At 64.5% G+C, this 1,769-nt stretch carries 2 protein-coding genes; both read right to left on the minus strand.

Annotation, left to right across the window (positions count from 1 at the left end):
* A partial coding sequence (locus RBH26_RS21215; protein WP_306760359.1) for a cation:proton antiporter occupies positions 1-897 on the minus strand: 897 nt, incomplete at its 3' end.
* A 76-nt stretch (positions 898-973) separates the two neighbouring features.
* On the minus strand, positions 974-1,769 hold a 796-nt coding region (locus RBH26_RS21220; protein ID WP_306760360.1), incomplete at its 5' end, for a sulfite exporter TauE/SafE family protein.

Here is a 1,769-nt window from a genome sequence, read left to right on the forward strand (position 1 = left end):
GGCCAGCCCGAGTGTGCGGATGTCCGCGAAGTCGATCAGCGCCGCCAGCGCGACGAAAACAAAGGAGAGCACCACGACCGAGAGGTCGTCCAGAAAGTCGATCACGTCCTCGTGGTAGGGCAGATCGACGTTGCCCAGTACGAAGCCAGCCATCGCAGCCGCGGCGATCCCCGTCTCGCTGGCGATCGTTTCGGCACCGCCGTAGGCGACGACGATTCCCGCGAGGACGATCAAGCGTGCGTGTAACGGTGCCGCAGATGGCATAGAAGTTCCCCGGTTGAGCACCAGCCAGACGACGCCGGCGACGAGCGCGCCGACGGCCAGTCCGACGAACAGTCGACCGACGAAGTCGACGGCAAGATGAGCGAGCCCGCCGTCGCCAGCGATCAACACCTCGAAGACGACGACCACCAGGATCGCTGCGGTCACGTCGTTGATTACGCCCTCGCCCTCGAGGACGGCAGCGACGTGGTCACGGACGGTGACGACCTGCAGGATCGGTCCGATCACCGTCGGCCCGGTCGCGATCAGTAAGGCGCCGACCAGCAACCCGACTTCGAGACTCGTCTCGAGGAAGGCAACGACGGCGGCTGCCGTTCCGAGCCAGGTGATCACCGCACCGACAGTGACGAGACGGGTCAACGCCGTCGGACTCTCACGCAGTTTCTCGAGGTGGAGATGGTAGCCACCCTCGAAGAGGATAATCGCGACGCTGACCCCAACCATCGCCGAGAGTCCCCCGCCGAACGTCTCCTGGGAGACGATCCCCAGCAGTTCGGGGCCGATCGCGATCCCCGCGAAGATTAGAAACAGGACGCTCGGAATCCGGAGTCGATCCGCGAGGACTCGGGAGGCCACTCCCAGTGCCAGGATCAACGCGACGATGGCAACGAGCATTACGATCAGTGACGTGAGAGCGTGTCGGCTAAGCCGACGATCGTTTCAGCGCGATACTGACGGCCTGACGACGACATCAGTCACCACCGTCGGGGGTCGCCTGCGCGTGCGATTCGTCCGATCCGGCTTGCTGAACGACCTGGTAGAGGATCATCGAGGCGACAACGAACGACGACCCGACCAGCAGGAGGACGCTCAGCATATCGAGCGCACCCGTTCCAAGCCAGTTCGCGAGTTCGGAAAGCGCGATGCCGACGCTGGCAAACACCATCATCAGCCCGAAGTAGACGATCACGTCGTCCTCCTCGACGATCGCCGTCGCCGCCGAGCCGATCCGTGCCCCGAGGGCACTTCCCACCAGCAGCAGGGAGACGACCGTCAGGTCGACGCTGCCGGACATGCCGTAGGTGAAGGTACCAAACGCGCCCGAGAACAGCCCGGCGAACAGACTCGTTCCGACCGCAGCGGTCAGCGGCGTTCCGATCAAGTAGTAGATCGCGGGCATGCGGATGAAGCCACCGCCGACGCCGATTAGCCCCGAGACGAGGCCGACGCTCCCGCCCGCACCGGAGATCGTCCACACCGAGGCCCGACCGCCGGAGGTCAGCGAGATCATCGGCGGAACGTTGTACGACTGGATCTTCCGGCCGATCGCTGGGATCTCGTCGTCGTCTTCGTCCTCGTCGTCGTCCTCGTCGTCTTCGTCCTCGAGGTTGTAGGCGCGTCGCAGGAACAGCGCCCCGATCCCAGCGAGGAGGACGACGTACGCGATACCCGTGACGAGGTTCGCGACACCCAACGCTTCGAGGCCGAAGACGAGGCGACTCCCGAGTTCGATCCCGATCGAGAGAACGACAAAGAGGATCGCACCG

It is taken from the genome of Natronolimnohabitans sp. A-GB9, assembly GCF_030848565.1.
GTDB lineage: Archaea > Halobacteriota > Halobacteria > Halobacteriales > Natrialbaceae > Natronolimnohabitans.